This is a genomic window from Duganella sp. 1224, from assembly GCF_013408245.1.
Lineage (GTDB): Bacteria > Pseudomonadota > Gammaproteobacteria > Burkholderiales > Burkholderiaceae_D > Rugamonas.
Window position 1 is genome coordinate 183,803 of record NZ_JACBYS010000001.1, and the last position, 21,130, is coordinate 204,932.

General features: G+C 63.3%; 21 protein-coding genes and 1 riboswitch. Of the genes, 14 read left to right on the forward strand and 7 right to left on the reverse strand.

The window, feature by feature from the left end; all coding sequences use genetic code 11:
* The first annotated feature begins 193 nt into the window (after positions 1–193).
* Genes sdhC through gltA form a run of 6 tightly spaced genes read left to right on the forward strand, consistent with a single transcriptional unit; the run spans position 194 to position 5,196 of the window.
* A complete protein-coding gene (gene sdhC / locus FHW58_RS00830; RefSeq protein ID WP_179671205.1) occupies positions 194–616 on the forward strand; it encodes a succinate dehydrogenase, cytochrome b556 subunit in 423 nt (140 codons plus the stop codon).
* Positions 617–618: 2 nt separating this feature from the next.
* Positions 619–990 (forward strand): succinate dehydrogenase, hydrophobic membrane anchor protein, encoded by a 372-nt coding sequence (gene sdhD / locus FHW58_RS00835; RefSeq protein ID WP_179671206.1) that lies wholly within the window; start codon positions 619–621, stop codon positions 988–990.
* Positions 991–992: 2 nt separating this feature from the next.
* Positions 993–2,771 (forward strand): succinate dehydrogenase flavoprotein subunit, encoded by a 1,779-nt coding sequence (gene sdhA, locus FHW58_RS00840; protein ID WP_179671207.1) that lies wholly within the window; start codon positions 993–995, stop codon positions 2,769–2,771.
* A 16-nt stretch (positions 2,772–2,787) separates the two neighbouring features.
* Positions 2,788–3,498, forward strand: a complete 711-nt coding sequence (locus tag FHW58_RS00845) for a succinate dehydrogenase iron-sulfur subunit (protein ID WP_179671208.1) — start codon at positions 2,788–2,790, stop codon at positions 3,496–3,498.
* Between the two features lie 55 nt (positions 3,499–3,553).
* Positions 3,554–3,835 carry a succinate dehydrogenase assembly factor 2 gene (locus FHW58_RS00850; protein ID WP_179671209.1) on the forward strand — a complete coding sequence of 94 codons (282 nt, stop codon included), beginning with the start codon at positions 3,554–3,556 and terminating at the stop codon, positions 3,833–3,835.
* 59 nt (positions 3,836–3,894) lie between these two features.
* Positions 3,895–5,196 carry a citrate synthase gene (gene gltA, locus FHW58_RS00855; protein ID WP_179671210.1) on the forward strand — a complete coding sequence of 434 codons (1,302 nt, stop codon included), beginning with the start codon at positions 3,895–3,897 and terminating at the stop codon, positions 5,194–5,196.
* A gap of 142 nt (positions 5,197–5,338) precedes the next feature.
* On the opposite strand, the gene FHW58_RS00860 is transcribed toward gltA, so the two are convergent.
* The 5 genes from FHW58_RS00860 to FHW58_RS00880 form a co-directional block, all read right to left on the reverse strand.
* Positions 5,339–5,674 (reverse strand): PilZ domain-containing protein, encoded by a 336-nt coding sequence (locus FHW58_RS00860; protein ID WP_179671211.1) that lies wholly within the window; start codon positions 5,672–5,674, stop codon positions 5,339–5,341.
* Positions 5,675–5,724: 50 nt separating this feature from the next.
* Positions 5,725–6,042, reverse strand: a complete 318-nt coding sequence (locus tag FHW58_RS00865) for a hypothetical protein (RefSeq protein ID WP_179671212.1) — start codon at positions 6,040–6,042, stop codon at positions 5,725–5,727.
* A gap of 40 nt (positions 6,043–6,082) precedes the next feature.
* A riboswitch (SAM-I-IV-variant riboswitch) is annotated at positions 6,083–6,186 on the reverse strand.
* Between the two features lie 80 nt (positions 6,187–6,266).
* Positions 6,267–6,671, reverse strand: a complete 405-nt coding sequence (locus tag FHW58_RS00870; RefSeq protein WP_179671213.1) for a hypothetical protein — start codon at positions 6,669–6,671, stop codon at positions 6,267–6,269.
* Positions 6,672–6,824: 153 nt separating this feature from the next.
* Positions 6,825–7,205: a BlaI/MecI/CopY family transcriptional regulator gene (locus FHW58_RS00875; protein WP_179671214.1), complete on the reverse strand. Its 381-nt coding sequence runs from the start codon at positions 7,203–7,205 to the stop codon at positions 6,825–6,827.
* Positions 7,206–7,223: 18 nt separating this feature from the next.
* Positions 7,224–8,519, reverse strand: coding sequence for a leucine-rich repeat-containing protein kinase family protein (locus tag FHW58_RS00880; protein WP_179671215.1), 1,296 nt, complete (start codon positions 8,517–8,519; stop codon positions 7,224–7,226).
* A 298-nt stretch (positions 8,520–8,817) separates the two neighbouring features.
* On the opposite strand from FHW58_RS00880, the gene FHW58_RS00885 reads away from it, so the two are divergent.
* The 6 genes from FHW58_RS00885 (at position 8,818) to FHW58_RS00910 (ending at position 16,690) form a co-directional block, all read left to right on the forward strand.
* Complete coding sequence (locus tag FHW58_RS00885) at positions 8,818–11,673, forward strand: 2-oxoglutarate dehydrogenase E1 component (RefSeq protein WP_179671216.1); 2,856 nt, start codon at positions 8,818–8,820, stop codon at positions 11,671–11,673.
* 77 nt (positions 11,674–11,750) lie between these two features.
* Positions 11,751–13,004, forward strand: a complete 1,254-nt coding sequence (gene odhB, locus FHW58_RS00890) for a 2-oxoglutarate dehydrogenase complex dihydrolipoyllysine-residue succinyltransferase (RefSeq protein WP_179671217.1) — start codon at positions 11,751–11,753, stop codon at positions 13,002–13,004.
* Positions 13,005–13,084: 80 nt separating this feature from the next.
* Positions 13,085–13,405: a PspC domain-containing protein gene (locus FHW58_RS00895; protein ID WP_179671218.1), complete on the forward strand. Its 321-nt coding sequence runs from the start codon at positions 13,085–13,087 to the stop codon at positions 13,403–13,405.
* A 3-nt stretch (positions 13,406–13,408) separates the two neighbouring features.
* A complete protein-coding gene (gene lpdA / locus FHW58_RS00900) occupies positions 13,409–14,839 on the forward strand; it encodes a dihydrolipoyl dehydrogenase (RefSeq protein ID WP_179671219.1) in 1,431 nt (476 codons plus the stop codon).
* Positions 14,840–14,911: 72 nt separating this feature from the next.
* On the forward strand, positions 14,912–16,009 hold the full coding sequence (zapE, locus tag FHW58_RS00905; RefSeq protein ID WP_179671220.1) for a cell division protein ZapE: 1,098 nt from the start codon (positions 14,912–14,914) through the stop codon (positions 16,007–16,009).
* A gap of 18 nt (positions 16,010–16,027) precedes the next feature.
* Positions 16,028–16,690: a hypothetical protein gene (locus FHW58_RS00910; RefSeq protein WP_179671221.1), complete on the forward strand. Its 663-nt coding sequence runs from the start codon at positions 16,028–16,030 to the stop codon at positions 16,688–16,690.
* Between the two features lie 131 nt (positions 16,691–16,821).
* Here the strand turns inward: FHW58_RS00910 and FHW58_RS00915 are convergent, their stop codons facing one another.
* Complete coding sequence (locus FHW58_RS00915) at positions 16,822–17,577, reverse strand: PP2C family serine/threonine-protein phosphatase (RefSeq protein WP_179671222.1); 756 nt, start codon at positions 17,575–17,577, stop codon at positions 16,822–16,824.
* Between the two features lie 115 nt (positions 17,578–17,692).
* Between FHW58_RS00915 and FHW58_RS00920 the strand changes: the two genes are divergently transcribed.
* On the forward strand, positions 17,693–17,893 hold the full coding sequence (locus FHW58_RS00920) for a YdcH family protein (RefSeq protein WP_008450659.1): 201 nt from the start codon (positions 17,693–17,695) through the stop codon (positions 17,891–17,893).
* A gap of 25 nt (positions 17,894–17,918) precedes the next feature.
* Positions 17,919–19,955, forward strand: a complete 2,037-nt coding sequence (locus FHW58_RS00925) for an ATP-dependent DNA helicase (protein ID WP_218892610.1) — start codon at positions 17,919–17,921, stop codon at positions 19,953–19,955.
* Positions 19,956–20,043: 88 nt separating this feature from the next.
* On the opposite strand, the gene FHW58_RS00930 is transcribed toward FHW58_RS00925, so the two are convergent.
* Complete coding sequence (locus tag FHW58_RS00930) at positions 20,044–21,030, reverse strand: NADPH:quinone oxidoreductase family protein (RefSeq protein ID WP_179671223.1); 987 nt, start codon at positions 21,028–21,030, stop codon at positions 20,044–20,046.
* Positions 21,031–21,130: the final 100 nt, after the last annotated feature.

Sequence of the window (21,130 nt, forward strand, 5' to 3'; positions counted from 1 at the left end):
AGACGGGGCGGGGTGGTCACACGCCTGTAGCATTGTTGCGCTGATAATACGTTGAGCTACGGAAAGTAGCCGTGCGCCGGGTTCCAAGCCAGTATTTTGGTTATATGTAAGAATAGATATTGGTTGTAATAGTGGAAATCGGCGAAAATCGCAGTCTCACCAAATTTTTGTTTTAGCCTGAGGAGGTCTTGTTATGTCAGAAGCCGTAAGGGAAGCCCCTAAAAAAGAACGGCCGGAGTTCCGTAACATTCACGTTACCGAGCTGTCCAACTACCGCATGCCATTGGCTGCCATCGTGTCCATCCTGCACCGCATTTCCGGCGTGCTGATGTTCGTGCTGCTGCCATTCGTGCTGTATCTCTTGCAGAATTCGCTGCGTTCCGAGATCTCTTTCGCGTACTACGAAGGTTTCGTGACCTACCCGCTGGTCAAGCTGATCATCCTGGCCCTGACCTGGGGCTTCCTGCACCACCTGTGCGCCGGTATCCGCCACCTGGTGATGGACATGCACATCGGCCTGGACAAGCACTCGGCGCGCAAATCGTCGGCCGCCGTGCTGGTCATCAGCCTGGTCCTGACCCTGCTGGTCGCCCTGAAACTGTTTGGAGTGTTCTAATTATGTCGATTAACGATAACGGTATCGGTCCCAAGCGCCGCGTCGTGGGCGCCCACTACGGCGTGCGCGACTGGCTGGCGCAACGCGTCACCGCCGTCCTGATGGCGCTGTACACCGCCATCCTGCTGATTTCCTTCCTCACCGGCCAGAACTTCACCTACGAAGGCTGGGCCGGCCTGTTCGCCCAGCAGTGGTTCAAGCTGATCAGCGCCGTCACGCTGCTCGGCCTGTTCTACCACGCCTGGGTCGGCATGCGTGACGTCTGGATGGACTATGTGCGCGCCGTTGGCCTGCGCCTGTTCCTGCAAATCGCCACCATCGCCTGGCTGCTCGGCTGCGCCGTGTGGTCGATTCAAATTATCTGGAGTGTGTAATCGTGGCAGCTATCAAATCTGCAATCCCAAGCCGCCGCTTTGACGCGGTAATCGTCGGCGCCGGTGGCTCCGGCATGCGCGCCTCGCTGCAACTGGCCGAAGCCGGCCTGAACGTGGCGGTGCTGTCCAAGGTATTCCCGACCCGCTCGCACACCGTGGCGGCGCAGGGCGGCATCGGCGCCTCGCTGGGCAACATGGCCGAGGACAACTGGTTCTGGCATATGTTCGACACCGTCAAGGGCGGCGACTACCTGGGCGACCAGGACGCCATCGAATTCATGTGCCGCGAAGCGCCAAAGGTCGTGTACGAGCTGGAACACTTCGGCATGCCGTTCGACCGCAACCCGGACGGCACCATCTACCAGCGTCCGTTCGGCGGCCACACCGCCAACTTCGGTGAAAAAGCCGTGCAGCGCGCCTGCGCCGCGGCCGACCGCACCGGCCACGCGCTGCTGCACACGCTGTACCAGCGCAACGTGCGCGCCCGCACCCACTTCTTCGTCGAGTGGATGGCGCTGGACCTGATCCGCGACGCCGAGGGCGACGTGGTGGGCGTGGTGGCGCTGGAAATGGAAACCGGCGAGATCATGATGCTGGAAGCCAAGACCACCATCTTTGCCACCGGCGGCGCCGGCCGTATCTTCGCGGCCTCGACCAACGCCTTCATCAACACCGGCGACGGCATGGGCATGGCGGCACGCGCCGGCCTGCCGCTGCAGGACATGGAATTCTGGCAGTTCCACCCGACCGGCGTGGCCGGCGCCGGCGTGCTGATCACCGAAGGCGTGCGCGGCGAGGGCGGCATCCTGATCAACTCGGAAGGCGAGCGCTTCATGGAGCGTTACGCGCCGACCCTGAAAGACCTGGCGCCACGCGACTTCGTGTCCCGTTCGATGGACCAGGAAATCAAGGAAGGCCGCGGCGTTGGTCCGAACAAGGACCACGTGCTGCTGGACCTGCGCCACATCGGCAAGGAAACCATCGAGAAGCGCCTGCCGTCGATCCTGGAAATCGGCCACAAGTTCGCCAACGTCGACGCCACCAAGGAACCGATCCCGGTGGTGCCGACCATCCACTACCAGATGGGCGGCATTCCGACCAACATCCACGGCCAGGTGGTCACGCCGAACGGCGACGGCACCCAGAAAGTGGTCAACGGCCTGTACGCGATCGGCGAATGCGCCTGCGTGTCGGTGCACGGCGCCAACCGCCTGGGCACCAACTCGCTGCTGGACCTGGTGGTGTTCGGCCGCGCGGCCGGCAACCACGTGGTGGCGTCCAACCTGAAGCAGAAGGAAAACAAGCCGCTGCCGAAAGACGCGGCCGACTTCGCGCTGAACCGCCTGAACAAGCTGGAAACCTCGACCGGCGGCGAAAAAGTGCAGGGCGTCGCCAACGACATCCGCGCCGCCATGCAGAAGTACTGCGGCGTGTTCCGTACCGACGCCATGCTGCAGAAGGGCGTGGAAGAGATCATGAAGCTGGACGAGCGCCGCAAGCACGTGTCGTTCCAGGACAAGTCCAAGGTGTTCAACACCGCCCGCGTGGAAGCGCTGGAGCTGGACAACCTGATCGAAACCGCCAAGGCCACCATCGTCTCGGCCGCGGCCCGCAAGGAATCGCGCGGCGCCCACGCGCACGACGATTTCCCGCACCGCGACGACGACAACTGGATGAAGCACACCCTGTGGTACTCGGAAGGCAACCGCCTGGATTACAAGGCTGTCGTCACCAAGCCGCTGACGGTTGATACCTTCAAACCGAAACCACGTACTTTCTAAGCAAGGGCTCATTGTTATGCCACGCACTCTCAAACTCAAAATCTACCGCTACGATCCGGACAAGGATGCCAAGCCTTACATGCAGGACGTCACCGTCGAGCTGAAAGACACCGACAAGATGCTGCTGGACGCGCTGCAGCGCATCAAGTCGGACGTCGACGACTCGCTGGCGCTGCGCCGCTCGTGCCGCGAAGGCGTGTGCGGTTCGGACGCGATGAACATCAACGGCAAGAACGGCCTGGCCTGCACCACCAACCTGAAGGAGCTGACCGAGCCGATCGTGCTGCGTCCGCTGCCAGGCCTGCCGGTGATCCGCGACCTGATCGTCGACATGACCCAGTTCTTCAAGCAGTACGATTCGATCAAGCCGTACCTGATCAACGATTCGATCCGGCCTGAAAAAGAACGCCTGCAAACCCCGGAACAGCGCGAAGAGCTGGACGGCCTGTACGAATGCATCCTGTGCGCGTGCTGCTCGACCTCGTGCCCGTCGTTCTGGTGGAACCCGGACAAGTTCGTCGGCCCGGCCGGCCTGCTGCAAGCCTACCGCTTCATCGCCGACTCGCGCGACGAAGCCACCGGCCAGCGCCTGGACAACCTGGAAGACCCGTACCGCCTGTTCCGCTGCCACTCGATCATGAACTGCGTCGATGTCTGCCCCAAGGGTCTGAACCCGAACAAGGCAATCGGCAAGATCAAAGAGCTGATGGTACGCCGCGCGATCTAAAGCGCACACGGGCGACGTCAACAGCGTCGCCCGTTTTTGTGTAAAGTAGTGAACCATGATGGAAACGAACCAATCTGCGCATCAGTCCGACCCAGCCAACCGCGCCCGCCTGCGCTGGCGCGCCCGCCGGGGTCTGCTGGAAAACGACCTCATCCTCACCCGTTTTCTGGATGCGCATGAAACCGAATTGACCGACGAGGAAGTGGACGCACTCACGCGGCTCCTCGACTTGTCGGACAATGCCCTGATGGATCTGGTACTGGCCCGCAAGGAGCCGGAAGGCGAGGTCGATCTGCCGCACGTTCACGCGTTGCTGCAGCGGTTGCGCCTGGCGTAGTAGTCGTCACACACCCAGTTTCTTTTTACTTGCATCATCTCTCCAAGAAGGAAGAGTCCATGAATATCTCTGATAACAAAGCCACTCTCTCGTTCTCCGATGGCAGCCCATCGGTCGAATTCCCGATCTACAAAGGCACCGTTGGTCCTGACGTCATCGACATTCGCAAGCTGTACGCCGGCACCGGCAAGTTCACCTACGATCCAGGCTTCATGTCGACCGCGGCGTGCAACTCGTCGATCACCTACATCGACGGCGACAAGGGCGAACTGCAGTACCGCGGCTACCCGATCGAACAGCTGGCCGTCAACGCCGACTTCATGGAATCGTGCTACCTGCTGCTGAATGGCGAACTGCCGAACGCGGCGCAAAAAGCCGAGTTCGTCGAGAACGTCAGCAAGCACACCATGGTGCACGAGCAGATGCAATTCTTCTTCCGCGGTTTCCGTCGCGACGCCCACCCGATGTCGGTGCTGGTCGGTACCGTCGGCGCGCTGGCCTCGTTCTACCACGACTCGCTGGACATCAACGACGCCAAGCAGCGTGAAATCTCGGCCATCCGCCTGATCGCCAAGATGCCAACCCTGGTCGCCATGGCGTACAAGTACTCGATCGGCCAGCCGTTCATGTACCCACGCAACGACCTGTCGTACTCGGCCAACTTCATGCGCATGATGTTCGGCAACCCATGCGAAGAATACAAAGTCAACGACGTGCTGGTGCGCGCGCTGGACCGTATCCTGATCCTGCACGCCGACCACGAACAAAATGCGTCGACCTCGACCGTGCGTCTGGCCGGTTCGTCGGGCGCCAACCCGTTCGCCTGTATCGCTGCCGGTATCGCCTGCCTGTGGGGTCCTGCCCACGGCGGCGCCAACGAAGCGGCACTGAACATGCTGAAAGAAATCGGTTCGGTCGAGAACATTCCTGCCTTCATCGCCCAGGTGAAAGACAAGAACTCCGGCGTGAAGCTGATGGGCTTCGGTCACCGCGTGTACAAGAACTTCGACCCGCGCGCCAAGCTGATGCGCGAAACCTGCTACGAAGTGCTGAACGAACTGGGCCTGCAGGACGACCCGCTGTTCAAGCTGGCGATGGAACTGGAAAAGATTGCGCTGAACGACGAATACTTCGTCTCGCGCAAGCTGTACCCGAACGTCGACTTCTACTCGGGCATCGTGCAGTCGGCGCTGGGCATTCCAGTGTCGCTGTTCACCGGCATCTTCGCGATGGCGCGCACCATCGGCTGGATCGCCCAGTGGAACGAAATGATCGCCGATCCGGAACAGAAGATTGGCCGTCCACGCCAGCTGTTCGTCGGCGCCACCACGCGCGACGTGCCGCCGCTGGACAAGCGTTAATCCAGCCGCCGCCGTCAATTTCGGCGAACGCCGGAATCCATGCGCCGCCCGCGTTCACGCCAGGCGCGCGTTCCATGGATTCCGGCTTCTGCCGGAACGACGGGTGTCGCTAACGGGCTTCGGCCCGTTTTTTTTTGCCCGGCTAGATTTTGTTTTCCTGCAGAAGCTGCTGGAAGACGGCACGGCTGTCGTCATCGATGCGGAGGAACTGGACGCCGGTTTTGAAGCCCAGCTCGGCGTCCGGATCGCTATAGACGATCTGGCCCATGGCCAGCACCTTGTGGTCGGTTTCGCCCAACTTCACCTTGAAGGACACTGCGCAGTACTGCGCCAGACGGAGCTGGCTGCCGGTCTGCAGGCTGATGCCGCCATGCGACAGGTCCAGCGTGTGGACCTCGTGGCGGCTCTCATCGGTCATGGTCAGGACGGCGGGCTGGCGGACGGCGTGACGCCGGCCGGTACGGGCTTTCTGTGTCATGGCGATGCACCGGAGTTGGATTGTGAAAAGAGTATCACAATCCGGGCGCTTCATGCCCTGGCGCTGCGGTCGAAGTGCAGCATGTGCTCGACGTGGACCTTGATTTCCTGGTTCAGGCTGGCCAGCGCCTTGCGCAGCGCCCGGGCCGAGGCTTCGCCGATGCCGCCGACCGTGATGCTGTGCTCATAATTGCCGCCACGGCGCGTGATCAGCCACTTGTCCACGCGGGCATTGGCGCTTTTCAAGGTCGATTCGAGCTGGGCCGCGGCGGGCTGGCTGGCGCCCAGCGACAGGTGAAACGTGTGCGTCATGCGGAACTGCTGGTCCAGTGCGCTGGTTTCTTGGGAGAGGGTAGTCTGCGTAGTCATGGTTGCTCCAACAATCCTGGCCCGATTCGGAGCAAACCCTGTGCGCCCGCTTCGTTGCCGTTAAAAGGCCGCATCGCCGTAAAGGCATCCACCTTGCCCGGGGAGGCAGGTTGGCGTCGGATCAACCGACTCTTGATGCTGATGAGTTAATACCGGACCCGCTTGGAAATCCGTTATAACGAAATTTCGTTCAATATAGCGGAATTTCTCCCGCCAAGCAAGTATCAGGCGCCGCTGTCGCGGCGGTCGGGGCGCAACACCAGCAGCCACCAGCCCACCACGCCCAGCGTCAGTTGCGGCAAATTGAACAGGAATTTGTCGAACGTGACGTCGCGCCGCTGCGGCCAGGCGCTGTTTGCCGTCTCGGCCATGATGTTGGTATGGTAGAAGCAGGCTGCCAGCAGGAACAGCGCCGCCACGCCCCAGATCGCCGGCAGGCTGGTGACGCGGTGGCGCAGCAGCGCCGCGAACGGATACACCAGCACGCAGCAGAACACGTAGGCGAACAGGTTGGCCGGCAGGTTGGCGAGGTCGAAGTGCGGCAGCACGACCGGCACGGCGCAGATGGCGACGCCCAGCAGGACGGCGAGGACGGGATGGGCACGGTCGGGCCAGTTGGAAAATTCCATGGAATAGCGGACGGGTAAAGTCGCTATTTTAGATGATGGCGACAGGATTCCGCGGCGGCGGAGTGAGCTTTGGCGCCAACCCACAAGTTCGGGGTCTGACCCCGTACGGGGTCAGACCCCCGTTCGCCGCAGTGCGGGTTTCGCGATTCCCGCTTACTTTTCCTGGTCCAGCAGCGCCTGGATTTCTTCGCGCTCTTTCTTGCTGACGTGGCCCCCGCGCAGCGCGGCCAGCACCAGCGCCTTGCCGGAGCCGGCGAAGGCTTTCTGGATCAGGTCTTTCAGCAGACTGGTCTGCACCGAGTCCTGCTCCTGCACCGGTGCGTAGATGTGGGCGCGCTGGCTTTCGTCGCGCTTCAGCAATCCCTTGGTGTGCATGACTTGCAGCACGCGCAGGACGTTGGCGTAGCTGGTTTCCGGCCGCGTCTCCACCGCGGCCTCGTGCACTTGCCGCGCCGTGGCGGGGCCGAGCGCGAACAGCAGGCGCAGCATCTCCAGTTCGGCGGCGGTCGGTTTGGGCAGGTTCTTGGCACTCATGGATGTAGAATAAAGTATCTAGAACGACTTGTCTAGCTGTTCCTGGATGGCGTGGAAGCGCGGCAGCCCTTGCTGGCAGGCGTTTTGCAATTCTCGCAACGCGCCCGGCGCGCTGTCGGCCCGGTCCAGCAGCTCTTCCAGCAGGTTGCCGAAGGCGCGCACTTCCAGCGTTTGCAGCGCGCCGGCCTGCGCGCCGGCCGGGTCGTAGAACGAGGCGGCGCCGAAGTCGCCCAGCAGGGTGTCGCCTTGCTGGTCGTGCAGGATGTTGTGTCCGTACAGGTCGCCGTGCAGGATGCCGTGTGCGTGCAGTTGCGCGGCGGCCGCGGCGATGCCGCGCGCGATGCGCAGCGCCTCGGCCAGGCGGAAGCGCTTGCCGTCGTCGTAGATGTCGCGGGTGCAGCTGTCCAGGCTGGGCGGGCCGGCCAGGTTGCCGAAGGTGGGCGGGATCAGCGACATCACCAGGCCGTGGGCGCCGTCGGGGTGGCCTTCCACGTGACCGAGGATGGGAATCAGGTTCGGATGCGCGCCGGCGCCGAGGCAGGCGGCCATCTCGCTCAGCGGCGAACCATCGCTGGTCATGGCGCCCTTGAAGAGCTTGACGGCGACCGGCTGGCCGGCGCCGCCGGCCGCGCTGCCCTGCCAGTCGGCGCGCCAGATGACACCGGAGGCGCCTTCGCCCAGCTTGTCGCGCAGCGTCAGCGCGCTCCAGTTGATGGCGGCGGAGGGCGTGTGGGCGAGGGCGTCTTCGTGCCGGGCGCTGAAGGGATTGCCGGCGTAGGCCAGCCACGTCAGGCGCGGCAGCGACAGCAGCCAGTCCGGCAGCCGGTCCAGCTGGTTGCTGGCGATGCGCAGCAGTTCCAGCTGGTGCAGCTGCGCCAGGGCGGCGGGCAGGGCGCGCAGGCGGTTCCCGGCCAGCATCAGTTTCTGTAGCCGCGGGCGCTCGCCCAGCGCGGACGGCAGTTCCTCGATCTGGTTATCGGTCAGCACCAGCCAGCGCAGTTGCGGCGGCAGCGCGGCGGCCGGCACGTGGCGGATCCGGTTGGCCTTGAAGCCGACCATGGTCAGCGCCGCGCAGGCGCCGATGCAGGCCGGCAGTTCGGTGAACTGGTTGTCCGAGCAGAACAGGATGCGCAGCTTGTGCAGCCGGTGCAGGTCGTCCGGCAGCGCCGACAGCGCGTTGCCGGACAGGTCGAGGATTTCCAGCGTCTCGGCCAGCGTGAAGATTTCGGGCGGGAATGCGGTCAGCCCGCAGCGCAGGGACAGGCGCCGGACACCGGCCAGCGCGCCGGCCCGCAGTTGCTGCAAAGTGTGCATGGAATAGGGCGATGAAGACGACGGCGCAGTGTATCACTTCGCGGCGCGGCCGCAAAAGTGAGCGCCGGCGCGGATTGCGTTAAAATTAATGCCGCAAGATCGCTCGGTATTTTTCCGCACAAATGGTTGTTGCGCTACAATACCGGTGCTATGCTGAAGGACCCGTTTTAGGAAATACCGAACACAATAGCCCTTCCCCCACAACTTGATGTGCAATCCGCTAACCGGTCAGGCCGTGTCGCGGAAGGTTAGACCAACCCGCTAATTCCTCGCGAAGCGCGAAGAAAGGTGAGCAAGAATGATGCAACAATATACGTCCAACTCCTACCTGTTTGGTGGGAACGCCCCGTACGTTGAAGAACTGTACGAAGCGTATCTGAACAACCCAGGTTCTGTGCCAGACAACTGGCGCGCCTACTTCGACGCCATGCAGCACGTGCCGGCGGTCGATGGCTCCAACAAACCCGACGTCGCCCACGCCTCCGTCATCGCCTCCTTCGCCGAGCGCGCCAAACAAGGTCCTATCCGCACCGTTACCGCCTCGGCCGACGCCGAAATGGGCCGTAAGCGCGTTGCCGTCACCCAGCTGATCGCAGCCTACCGTTACCTGGGCTCTCGCTGGGCCAACCTGGACCCGCTGCAGCGCCAGGAGCGTCCAAGCATTCCTGAACTGGAGCCCAGCTTCTACGGCTTCAGCGACGCCGACATGGACACCGTGTTCAACGTCAGCAACACCTACTTTGGTCCAGAGACCGCGACCCTTCGCGACCTGATCAACTTCCTGCGCGACACCTACACCCGGTCGATCGGCGCAGAGTACATGTACATTTCCGACCCGGCCGAGAAGCGCTGGCTGCAGGAACGCCTGGAGTCGATCCGCTCGACCCCGAACTTCACCCCGGAAAAGAAAAAACACATCCTGGAGCGCCTGACCGCGGCCGAAGGCCTGGAGCGCTACCTCCACACCAAGTACGTCGGCCAGAAGCGCTTCTCGCTGGAAGGCGGCGAAACCTTCATCGCCTCGATCGACGAGATCATCCAGCGCGCCGGTGAAAAAGGCGTGCAGGAAATCGTCATCGGCATGGCCCACCGCGGCCGTCTGAACGTGCTGGTCAACACCCTGGGCAAGGCGCCCAAGGACCTGTTCGAAGAATTCGAAGGCAAGCACGCCGAAGACCTGCCAGCGGGCGACGTCAAATACCACCAGGGCTTCTCGTCGGACATCTCGACCACCGGCGGCCCGGTCCACCTGTCGCTGGCGTTCAACCCGTCGCACCTGGAAATCGTCAACCCGGTGGTGGAAGGCTCGGTCAAGGCCCGCATGGACCGCCGCGGCGACCACGCCGGCAAGCAAGTGCTGCCAATCCTGGTGCACGGCGACGCCGCCTTCGCCGGCCAGGGCGTGGTGATGGAAACCCTGAACCTGGCGCAGACCCGTGGCTACGGCACCGGCGGCACGGTGCACATCGTCATCAACAACCAGATTGGTTTCACCACCTCCGACCCGCGCGATGCCCGTTCGACCATCTACTGCTCGGACGTGGTCAAGATGATCGAAGCGCCAGTGCTGCACGTGAACGCCGACGATCCGGAAGCCACCGTGCTGGCCTCGCAGATCGCCATGGACTACCGCGCGCAGTTCGGCAAGGACATCGTGGTCGACATCATCTGCTTCCGCAAACTGGGCCACAACGAGCAGGACACGCCGGCGCTGACCCAGCCGCTGATGTACAAGAAAATCGGCAAGCACCCAGGCACCCGCAAGCTGTACGCCGACAAGCTGGCCGCCCAGAACGTGATCCCGGCCGACGGCGGCGAGCAGATGCAAGCCGCTTACCGTGACGCCATGGACGCCGGCAAGCACACCGTCGACCCGGTCATCTCCAACTTCAAGAACAAGTTCGCGGTCGACTGGCTGCCGTTCCTGAACAAGAAGTGGACCGACGCCGCCGACACCGCCGTGCCGCTGACCGAACTGAAGCGCCTGGCCACCCGCATCACCACCATCCCAGAGGGCTTCAAGGTGCACTCGCTGGTGGAAAAAGTGCTGGCCGACCGCGCCAACATGGGCAAGGGCGAAGTCAACCTGGACTGGGGCATGGGCGAACACCTGGCGTTTGCGTCGCTGGTGTCGTCCGGTTACGCCGTCCGCCTGACCGGCCAGGACGCCGGCCGCGGCACCTTCACCCACCGCCACGCCGTGCTGCACGACCAGAACCGCGAGCGTTGGGACGCCGGCACCTACGTGCCGCTGCAGAACATCGCCGAAGGCCAGGCGCCATTCACCGTGATCGACTCGGTGCTGTCGGAAGAGGCGGTGCTGGGCTTCGAATACGGCTACTCGACCGCCGAGCCGAACACGCTGACCATCTGGGAAGCCCAGTTCGGCGACTTCGTCAACGGCGCCCAGGTTGTCATCGACCAGTTCATCAGCTCCGGCGAAGTGAAGTGGGGCCGCGCCTCCGGCCTGGTGATGCTGCTGCCACACGGCTACGAAGGCCAGGGTCCGGAGCACTCGTCGGCGCGCCCGGAACGCTTCCTGCAGCTGTGCGCGGACAACAACATGCAAGTGGTGCAGCCGACCACCGCCTCGCAGATCTTCCACGTGCTGCGCCGCCAGATGGTGCGCCAGTTCCGCAAGCCGCTGGTCATCATGACGCCGAAATCGCTGCTGCGTAACAAGGACGCGGGTTCGCCGCTGAGCGAACTGGCCAAGGGCGCGTTCCAGACCGTGATCGGCGAAGTGGACGAAAGCATCGACGCCAAGAAAGTAAAACGCGTGATCGCCTGCTCGGGCAAGGTCTACTACGACCTGGTCAACGCGCGCAAGACCCGCGGCCAGACCGATACCGCCATCGTGCGTATCGAGCAGCTGTATCCGTTCCCGCACAAGGCTTTCGCTGCCGAACTGAAGAAGTTCCCAGCGGCGACCGAAGTGGTGTGGGCGCAGGACGAGCCGCAGAATCAGGGCCCATGGTTCCAGATTCAGCACAACATCTTCGAGAGCCTGGAATCGGGCCAGCGCCTGGCCTACGCCGGCCGTCCGGCCTCGGCTTCGCCAGCGGTCGGTTACTACGACAAGCACTACGCTCAGCAAAAAGAGCTGCTGGAAACCGCGTTCTCGAAGCTCAAAGGTTTCATCCTGACCAAATAAGCATCACTTAATTGAACGGAGCGCTCCGCTGCTACGCGGCGGGGCGCCGCAAAAACAAAATACACGGAGTTTTACAAATGGCACAAATCGAAGTCAAAGTTCCACAACTGTCGGAATCGGTCGCTGAAGCAACCATGCTGACCTGGCACAAGAAAGTCGGCGACAGCGTTGGCCGCGACGAAAACCTGATCGACATCGAAACCGACAAAGTAGTTCTGGAACTGCCGGCGCCTGCCGCTGGCACCCTGGTGCAAATCATCAAGGGCGACGGCAGCACCGTGGTGGCTGACGAAGTGATCGCCATCATCGATACCGAAGGCGGCGCCGCTGTGGCTGCCGCTCCTGCCGCCGCCGCGCCGGCGCCGGCACCGGCCGCTGCGCCGGCCGCCGCGCCAGCCGCCACCGGCGGTTCCAAAGGCGACGTGGCCATGCCGGCCGCCGCCAAGATCCTGTCGGAAAAAGGCCTGTCGGCCTCCGACGTCGCCGGTTCGGGCAAGGATGGCCGCGTGACCAAGGGCGACGCCCTGGCCGCGTCGGCGCCAGCCACCCCGGCCGTAGCGCCGCTGGCCGCGCCAGCCGCCAAGCCAGCGCTGGCCCAGGTGGCCGCGCCTGCGCCAGCCAGCCTGGGCGACCGTCCGGAAGAGCGCGTGCCGATGAGCCGCCTGCGCGCCCGTATCGCCGAGCGTCTGATCCAGTCGCAGTCGACCAACGCCATCCTGACCACCTTCAACGAGGTGAACATGGCGCCGGTGATGGACCTGCGCGCCAAGTACAAGGACAAGTTCGAGAAAGAACACGGCGTCAAGCTGGGCTTCATGTCGTTCTTCGTCAAGGCCGCCGTTGCCGCGCTGAAGAAGTACCCGATCCTGAACGCCTCGGTCGACGGCAACGACATCGTCTACCACGGCTACTTCGACATCGGTATCGCCGTGGGTTCGCCACGCGGCCTGGTGGTGCCGATCCTGCGCAATGCCGACCAGATGTCGATCGCTGAAATCGAGAAGAAAATCGGCGAATTCGGCGCCAAGGCCAAGGAAGGCAAGCTGACCCTGGACGACCTGACCGGCGGCACCTTCTCGATCTCGAACGGCGGCACCTTCGGCTCGATGCTGTCGACCCCGATCATCAACCCGCCGCAATCGGCGATCCTGGGCGTGCACGCCACCAAGGACCGCGCCGTGGTGGAAAACGGCCAGATCGTGGTTCGTCCGATGAACTACCTGGCGATGTCCTACGACCACCGCATCATCGACGGCCGCGAAGCCGTGCTGGGCCTGGTGGCCATGAAGGAAGCGCTGGAAGATCCTGCCCGCCTGCTGCTGGACCTGTAAACCACAGACCCCGGCACACCGGGGTCTGACCCCGTACGGGGTCAGACCCCAGGCCTCAAAGGGGTAAAAAGGGAGCATGAATGAGCGTTGCGGAAGAAATCAAACGTTTGCATGAACTGCACCAGGCCGGCGCGCTGACGGACGACGAGTTCGCGGCCGCCAAGGCGCGCCTGCTGAACCACGAGGCCGCCGGCGCCAACGGCGACCTGTGGCGCCTGCGCCGCTCGCACACCGACCGTTGGCTCGGTGGCGTCTGCGGCGGCCTGGCGCGCATCAGCGGTGTCGAGTCGTGGATCTGGCGCCTGTTGTTCGTGCTGTTCGTCTGCACCTTTGGTTTTGGTCTCGCGGTCTACATTCTGTTATGGATCTTCGTTCCAGAAGACGAACTGATTGGAAATTAAAAAATGAGCAAACAATTTGACGTAGTAGTTATCGGCGCCGGTCCTGGCGGTTACATCGCCGCTATCCGCGCCGCCCAGCTGGGTTTCTCGGTGGCCTGCGTGGACGCGTGGGAAAATGAAAAAGGCGGCCCGGCCCCGGGCGGCACCTGCACCAACGTCGGCTGCATCCCATCGAAAGCGCTGCTGCAATCGTCGGAACACTACGAGCACGCCGGCCACGCGTTCAAGGACCACGGCATCGACGTTGCCGGCCTGTCGCTGAACCTGGGCCAGATGATCAAGCGCAAGGACACCGTCGTGAAGCAGAACAACGACGGCATCCTGTTCCTGTTCAAGAAAAACAAGGTGACCTTCTTCCACGGCCGCGCGTCGTTCGCCGGCGCCGCCACCGCCGAAGGCTACCCGCTGACCATCAGCGCGCCAGCCAATGACAGCATCACCGGCAAGCAGATCATCATCGCCACCGGCTCCAACGCCCGTGCGCTGCCGGGCGCGGAATTCGACGAGAAACTGATCCTGTCGAACGAAGGCGCGCTGGCCATTCCGGAAGTGCCGAAGAAGCTGGGCGTGATCGGCGCCGGCGTGATCGGCCTGGAAATGGGTTCGGTCTGGCGCCGCCTGGGCGCGGAAGTGACCGTGCTGGAAGGCCTGCCGACCTTCCTCGGCGCCGTGGACGAGCAGATCGCCAAGGAAGCCAACAAGTACTTCACCAAGCAGGGCCTGAGCATCAACCTGGGCTGCAAGATCAACAAGGTCACCAAGGGCGACAACAACGTCACCGTGGAATACGCCAACGCCAAGGGCGAAGCCAACACCGCCGTGTTCGACAAGCTGATCGTGTCGATCGGCCGCACCCCGAACACCAACGGCCTGGCTGCTGACAAGGTGGGCCTGGCGCTGGACGAGCGCGGTTTCGTGGCGGTCGACGACGACTGCAAGACCAACCTGCCGGGCGTATGGGCGATCGGCGACGTGGTGCGCGGCCCGATGCTGGCGCACAAGGCGGAAGAAGAGGGCGTGGCGGTGGCCGAGCGTATCGCCGGCCAGCACGGCCACACCAACTTCAACACCATTCCTTGGGTGATCTACACCTCGCCGGAAATCGCCTGGGTCGGCAAGACCGAGCAGACGTTGAAGGCGGAAGGTGTGGCATACAAGGCCGGTACCTTCCCGTTCCTGGCCAACGGCCGCGCGCGCGCGCTGGGCGACACCTCGGGCATGGTCAAGTTCCTGGCCGATGCGACCACCGACGAAATCCTGGGCGTGCACATCATCGGCCCGATGGCGTCCGAGCTGATTTCGGAAGCCGTGGTGGCGATGGAGTTCAAGGCTTCGGCCGAAGACATCGCGCGCATCTGCCACGCCCACCCGTCGCTGTCGGAAGCGACCAAGGAAGCGGCGCTGGCGATCGACAAGCGCACGCTGAACTTCTAAGTTGAGGTAGTCGCTACGCTGTAAAGGCGGGCCATCGATGGCCCGCCATTTTTGTTTGTGCAGAATGAACTTATGAACGTCCAAGAGTACTACCACAACGCGCTGGCGCAGCGCGGCTACCAGCCCGACGAGGCGCAACTGCGCGCCATCAACCGCCTGCAGCAATGCTATGACGAGTGGGTGGAGTACAAGTCGCAGCGCTCCAGCACCTTCAAGCGCCTGATCAACCGTCCGGCGGTGCCGAAGGGCGTGTACATGTGGGGCGGCGTGGGGCGCGGCAAGTCCTTTTTGATGGACAGTTTCTACTCGGTGGTGCCGCTGGTGCGCAAGACGCGCCTGCACTTCCACGAGTTCATGCGCGATGTGCACCGCCAGCTCGACGAGCTGCGCGGCGTGGCCGACCCGCTGGACGAGGTGGCCAAGCGCGTCGCCAGGAAATACCGGCTGATCTGCTTCGACGAGTTCCACATCTCGGACGTGGCCGACGCCATGATCATGTACAACCTGCTGAAGGCGCTGTTCGACAACGGCGTGTCCTTCATCATGACCTCCAACTACGATCCCGACCTGCTGTACCCGGATGGCCTGCACCGCGACCGCATCCTGCCGACCATCGCGCTGCTGTACGAGAAGCTGGACGTGATGAACATCGACGCCGGCATCGACTACCGCGGCCGCGCGCTGGAGCAGGTCGAGGCCTACTACACGCCGCTCAACGCGCAGACCGACAAGGCGCTGCGCGACGCCTACGCCAGCATCGCCGAAACCGCCGACGAGGACCCGGTGATCCGCATCGAGGCGCGCGAGATCCGCGCCTTGCGCCGTGCCGGCACCATCATCTGGTTCGACTTCAACACGCTGTGCGGCGGTCCGCGCTCGCAGAACGATTACCTGGAAATCGCCAGCCGTTTCCATACCGTGATATTGTCCGGGGTGCCGATGATGTCGGCGGCGATGTCGTCGGAGGCGCGCCGCTTCACCTGGCTGATCGACGTGTTCTACGACCAGGGCGTGAAGCTGCTGATGTCGGCGGAGGTGGCGCCGGAGGAGCTGTACACCACCGGCGCCATGGCCAATGAATTCCATCGCACCGTGTCGCGCATCGTCGAAATGCAGTCGCGCGAATACATGGACCGCGAACAGCGCGCCGCGGCCGCCTCGCTGTCGTAAGTCACAGGACCCAGAAATATGAAAGCAATCATCACTGTAATGGCCATGCTGGTGGCGCCGATCGGCGCCGCCTCGGCCCAGAACGTCAAGAGCGTGGCCGAAGCCGACGCCGCGCTGGCCAAGGTGGCGCAGGACCGCGCCGCCATCAACGACGAATTTGCCGCCAGCGAGCGCGAATGCTATACCCGCTTCTTCGTCAACAACTGCCTGGACAAGGCCAAGGAAAAACGCCGCGTGGCGCTGGCCGACGCGCGCGCGCGCGAGGTCGATGCCCAGCACTTCAAGCGCGCGGACTCGGTGGCCCGGCGCGACGCCGACCTGGCCGAGCGCAACCGCAAGGACGCCGAGGAAGAGGCGCTGCGCGCCGCCCAGCCGCCCAAGCCGGCCAAGGAGGAGCACGCGCCGGCGAAGCCGTCGTCCGGCCCGAGCCTGGCGGAGCGCGAGGCCGAGCATGACGCCAAGGTGAAACGCCAGGAACGCGAAGACGCCGCCAATGCGGCCAAGCGCGCGGCCAATGTGGAGGCGTTCGAGCGCAAGCAGGCGGAATCGCTGCGCCGCCAGCAGGAAGTCGCGCGCAAGAAGGCCGAAAACGACGCCAAGGCCAAGGAGGCCGCCGAGCGTGCCGAGGCGGACAAGAAAAAAGCCGAGGCGCGCCAGCAGCCCGCCACCCCGGCCCAGTAACACCGCACCGTCGTTCCCGCGCAAGCGCTGCCGCTGCCGAAAAACCGTACCGTCATTCCCGCGCAAGCGGGAATCCATGCTGAGCTTGCCGAGCGGAGGTTCCCTGGATTCCTGCTTTTGCAGGAATGACGTTAGCGTGCTGTCAGCTTGATGATGGCCATCGAACAGTTGTCGCCCTTGCCCTGCGCCCGTTCGGCCGCCTTGCCGATCAGCCGTTCGGCGGCCTGGCGCGGCGTGTGGCGCGCCACCGCCGCCGCCAGCTCCTCGTGGCGGAACAACTGCCACAAGCCATCCGAGCACAGCATCAAGGCATCGCCGGCCCGCAGATCCGCCAGCGCGCCCACGCTAACGTAAGGATTCTTCAGCGTATTGCCCAGCGCGTTGGCCAACAGACGCGAGCCGCGATGCTTTTTGGCGGCCTCCGGCGGCAACTTGTCGTGGCTGACCAGGTGCTGAACGTAGTCGCTGTCGTTGGTGCGCATGGTGCAGGTCTCGCTGCGAAAGTGGTAGACGCGGGCGTCGCCCACATGGGCCCACACCAGCTGCGCCTGCGGCGTCAGCACCGCCAGCGCCAGCGCGGCCTGTGGCTCGGTGCTGGCGGCGATCGGAGTCATCTTGATGACAGCGTGGGCCTCCTGGACGATGGCGCGCAGCAGCTCCTGCAGGCGCGGCAGGCTGGAAGCATCGCCGGCGCGAAACTCGTCGAACAGGTGCTTGCTGGTGACCAGCGCCTGATCGGAAGCGACCGGGCTGGTGTTACCGTCGGCCAGCACCGCCAGCACATAGCCCGGCGCGTTGGCGGAGGTGAACAGCGCCACCCGGTCATTCTGCTGTGGCCGGTTGCCGATGTGCTGGGCGGTGCCGGCTTCGATTTTATAAGTGCTCATGAGATCATTTGTTGGCGTCCGACGCGCCGTAGATTAAACTATGCACCGTGCCGCGGTTTGCGCGCAATCTGTTTGAAATGGGTGTTGTTTCAGTGAAACTATTTGGCCGAGAAATATGACTGATGTTCAAGATATCCAGCGTCGACTGATCGAACTCGACGTCGAACACCGCGATCTGGACGCGGTGATTGACATGCTCACCCTGGACGGACACCACGATCAACTGCAATTGCGCCGCCTCAAGAAGCGCAAGCTGCAACTGAAAGACCATATCACTCTGCTGAAGATGCAACTGGTGCCGGACGTTCCGGCCTGAGCCGAACGCCACTACGAAGTTTATTTTGACCGAACACCTCCCACCGACTCCCGACGCCACGCCCGCCGTCATCGGCGCCACGCCTGAACAGCCTCCCGGCAAATACGATTCCGAGGTAGAACGCCTGTTCGGCGCCGGCGGTCCGCTGGGGCCGGCCGTGGGCGACTTCCGTCCGCGCCGCTCGCAAACCGAGATGGCCAAGGCGGTGGCGTCGGCCATCGCCTCGCAGACCACGCTGATCGCCGAGGCCGGCACGGGCACGGGCAAGACCTTCGCCTACCTGGTGCCGGCGCTGCTGTGGGGCGGCAAGACCATCGTCTCGACCGGGACCAAGAACCTGCAGGACCAGTTGTTCCTGCGCGACATCCCGACCGTGCGCGCCGCGCTGCAGGCGCCGGTATCGGTGGCGTTGCTGAAGGGCCGTTCCAACTACCTGTGCCATTACCACCTGGAGCGCACGCTGCAAAATGGCCGCATGACCTCGCGCGACGACGTCGGCCATCTGCGCGAAATCTCGCGCTTCCTCAAAATGACCAAGACCGGCGACAAGGCCGAGCTGGCCCGCGTGCCGGAAAACGCGCTGATCTGGAACCTGGTGACGTCGACCCGCGACAACTGCATGGGCACGGAATGCCAGTACTACCAGGACTGCTTCATCATGAAGGCGCGCAAGGAGGCGCAGCAGGCGGACGTGGTGGTGGTCAATCACCACCTGTTCTTCGCTGACGTGGCGCTGAAGGATTCCGGCGTGGCCGAGCTGCTGCCGTCGGCCAACACCATCATCTTCGACGAGGCGCACCAGCTACCGGACACCGCCACCTTGTTCTTCGGTGACACGTTCTCGACCTCGCAGGTACTGGAACTGTGCCGCGACGTGCTGGCCGAGGGGCTGTCGAACGCGCGCGATGGCGCCGACTGGGGCAAAGTCGTCACCAAGGTGGAAAAGGCCGCGCGCGACCTGCGCCTGACTTTCCCGCAGGACATCGTGCGCTTGTCGCTGCCGCAGATCGCGCCGTCGAGTGACTTCTTCCCGGCGCTGCAAACGCTGAAGGATGAGCTGGACGGCATGATGGCCGTGTTGGAGCAGCAGGCCGAGCGGGCCGAGACGCTGGAACAGTGCCGCCAGCGCGGTCTGGAACTGGTTGCCCGGTTGGGCGCGTGGAAATTCGATCCGAAGGCCAAGGTCGCCAAGGGCGAGGAGGCGGTGTTCTGGGTTGAGGCGTACGCGTCGTCGCTGCAGTTGCACAAGACGCCGCTGTCGATTGCACCGATCTTCGCCAACCAGCGCGAAGGCGTGCCGCGCAGCTGGATTTTCACCTCGGCGACGCTGGCGGTGAAGAAGGATTTCAGCCACTTTGCCGAGCAGATGGGCCTGGGCGACGAGCCATCGATGTCCTGGCCAAGCCCGTTCAACTACGAAGAACAGGGCATCCTGTACGTGCCGACCGGTCTGCCGGACCCGAATTCCTTCGGCTATACGGACGCGGTGCTGGACCTGGCGCTGCCGGTGATCGAGGCGGCTGGCGGGAAAACTTTCCTGTTATGCACGACTTTGCGCGCGGTGAAGCGCGCCGCCGAGCGTCTGCGCGAGGAGTTTGAAAAGCGCGGTTTGCCGTTCCCGCTGTTTGTGCAGGGGGACAAGGGCCGGACCGAGTTGCTGGACCAGTTCCGCAAGGCCGGTAACGGAGTGCTGATCGGGTCGCAGAGTTTCTGGGAAGGTGTGGACGTGCAGGGTGATGCGCTGTCGCTGGTAATTATTGACAAATTGCCATTCGCGCCGCCGGACGATCCGGTGCTGGCCGCGCGCATTGAGGTGATGGAAAAGCAGGGTAAAAATGGCTTTATGCACCACACCTTGCCGGAAGCGATCATCAATCTGAAGCAGGGTGCCGGGCGCCTGATCCGCGGGGAACAGGACCGGGGCGTGCTGATGTTGTGCGATCCAAGGGTGATTTCCAAGCCCTATGGCAAGCGGATCTGGCAAAGTTTGCCGGCGTTCAAACGCACGCGCGAGCAGGAAGTGGTGATCGAATTCTTCCGCAACAAGAATTCCGATCAGTAACTATCGGTTACAGAAACCCGAGGCGGAAGGGGGCTGACCCCGTACGGGGTCAGACCCCGGCCTGTCGCCGTGCGGGGTGAAAGCATGCTCAACGATCAATCTGCGGCAACACGACGATCTTGCCAGTAACCCGGCGCGCCGCCATATCGTTCAACGCCTCGGCAGCGCGGGGCAGGGGGTAGCGCGCCGACACCAGCGGCTTGATCTTGCCCTCCTGCAACCACTGCAACAAGCGCCGCATATTCCCCACGTTGCCTTTTGGATCACGCTTGGTGAACTCGCCCCAAAACACCCCCACCAGCGACGCCCCCTTCAGCAAGGTCAAATTCAACGGCAACTTCGGAATTTCGCCGTTGGCAAATCCCACCACCAGATAACGCCCGCCCCACGCAATCGAGCGGAACGCCGGCTCCGCATATTCTCCGCCGACCGGATCATAAATCACATCCGGTCCCTTGCCGCCGGTCGCCGCCTTGACCGCCTCGCGCAAATCCTCCTTGCTGTAATTAATCAGCACGTCCGCGCCATGCTGGCGGCAGACATCCAGCTTCTCATCAGTCGAAGCGCAAGCAATAATGCGGGCGCCAAGGGCTTTGCCGATCTCGATCGCCGCCAGGCCCACACCGCCGGCCGCGCCAAGAATTAGCATATTCTCGCCAGATTCCAGCTTGGCGCGGTCTACAATCGCGTGATACGAGGTGCCGTAGGTGAGGGTGATGGCCGCCGCCGTCTCAAAATCCATCGCCGGCGGCATGGGCATTAGTGCTTGCACTGGCGCTAACAATTGTTGCCCAAAACCACCCGTCGGCGTGAACGCGATAACCTTGTCGCCGGCCTTGAAAGTTGTCACGTCGGCACCTGCCGAGCGGATCACGCCGGCCACCTCGGCGCCTGGCACAAATGGCAACGCCGGCTTGAACTGATACTTTCCTTGCACAATCAACACGTCCGGAAAGTTCACCCCGGCTGCCTGGACATCGATCACCACCTGCCCCGGCCCCGGTTGTGGGTCCGGCAAGTCTTTCACTTTGAGCAAGTCCGGCAGGCCCCACGTTTCGCACACGACAGCTTTCATTCCGATCTCCTTGGTTATAAAAAAGAACGCTCGTTATATTTTTATCTTACCTGAAACCGCCAGCCGTTTGCGCAAAGTTCGGGCTGCCGTACGTTTGTTC